Here is a 1,622-nt window from a genome sequence, read left to right as displayed (position 1 = left end):
TTCGGCCCGCCGCCGCCCTCCGGCGTGACCCACACGATGTTCTGCGTCGGGTCCTTGATGTCGCAGGTCTTGCAATGCACGCAGTTCTGCGCGTTGATCTGCAGACGCTCGTTGCCGTCGTCGGACTTCACGAACTCGTACACGGCGGCCGGGCAGTAGCGGCTTTCCGGACCGGCATAGGTTCGCAGATTCACGTTGACCGGCACGCTCGGATCCTTCAGCGTCAGATGCGCGGGCTGGTTCTCTTCGTGATTCGTGTTCGAGATGAACACCGACGAGAGCCGGTCGAACGTGAGCTTGCCATCGGGCTTCGGATAGACGATCGGCTTGCATTGCGACGCCGGCTTCAGCATCTCGTGATCCCAATGCTGATGATGCAGCGTCCACGGCACGTTGCCGCCCATCACCTTTTGCTCCAGGCCGACCATGAAGGTGCCGAGGTACAGGCCCTTGCTCATCCACTGCTTGAAGTTGCGCGCGCGATGCAGTTCGGTCTTGAGCCACGAGGTGTCGAAGGCTTCGGGGTACGCCGTGAGCTCGTCATTCTGGCGGCCTGCCTGCACGGCTTCGAAGGCGGCTTCGGCGGCCATCTTGCCCGACTTGATCGCCGCGTGACTGCCCTTGATGCGCGATGCGTTCAGGAAACCCGCGTCGTCGCCCGCGAGCGCGCCGCCGGGGAACGCGAGCTTCGGCAGCGACATCAGACCGCCCGCGGTGATCGCCCGCGCGCCGTAGGAAATGCGCTTGCCGCCTTCGAGGAACGAGCGAATCGACGGATGCGTCTTGTAGCGCTGGAATTCCTCGAACGGCGACAAGTACGGATTCGAATATCCCAACCCGACGACGAATCCCACCACCACTTGATTGTTGTCCATGTGGTAGAGGAACGATCCGCCGTAGGTGTCGGGTTCGAGCGGCCAGCCCGCGGTGTGGATGACGAGTCCCGGCTTGTGCTTGACCGGATCGATTTCCCACAACTCCTTGATGCCGATGCCGTACACCTGCGGATCGGAATTCTGGTTGAGCTTGAATTTATCGATCAGTTGACGGCCGAGATGTCCGCGCGCACCTTCGCAAAAGAGCGTGTATTTCGCGTGCAATTCCATGCCGAGCTGGAAGTTCTCGGTCGGCTCGCCATCTTTGCCGACGCCCATATTGCCCGTGACGACGCCGCGCACCGAGCCGTCGTCGGCATAGAGGATTTCGGCGGCGGGAAAGCCCGGGAAAATCTCGACGCCCAGCGCTTCCGCCTGCTGCCCGAGCCAGCGCGTGACGTTGGCAAGTGAAATGACGTAGTTGCCGTGATTCTTGAAGTTGTCGGGAAGCAGCCAGTTCGGCACCTGCTTCGCGTCGTTCTGGGTCAGGAAGAGGAAGCGGTCTTCGGTCACTTCGACGTCGAGCGGGGCACCTTTTTCTTTCCAGTCGGGGATGAGTTCGGACAGGCCGCGCGGATCCATGACCGCGCCGGAGAGGATGTGCGCGCCGATTTCGGAGCCTTTCTCCAGCACGCACACGCCGATCTCGACGCCTTTTTCCTCCGCCAGTTGCTTCAACCGGATGGCCGCCGACAAACCGGCCGGCCCGCCGCCGACGATGACGACGTCGTATTCCATCGATTCGCG

General features: G+C 62.1%; 1 protein-coding gene. It reads right to left on the bottom strand.

Annotated features, from left to right (window positions below):
• A partial coding sequence (locus NOV72_RS31695) for an electron transfer flavoprotein-ubiquinone oxidoreductase (protein WP_181291214.1) occupies positions 1-1,622 on the bottom strand: 1,622 nt, incomplete at both ends.

Origin of the sequence: Caballeronia novacaledonica, from assembly GCF_900258035.1 — a bacterium.
Lineage (GTDB): Bacteria > Pseudomonadota > Gammaproteobacteria > Burkholderiales > Burkholderiaceae > Caballeronia > Caballeronia novacaledonica.
The sequence above is the reverse complement of the archived record's forward strand: the minus strand, read 5'-3'. Positions and strand labels throughout refer to the sequence as shown.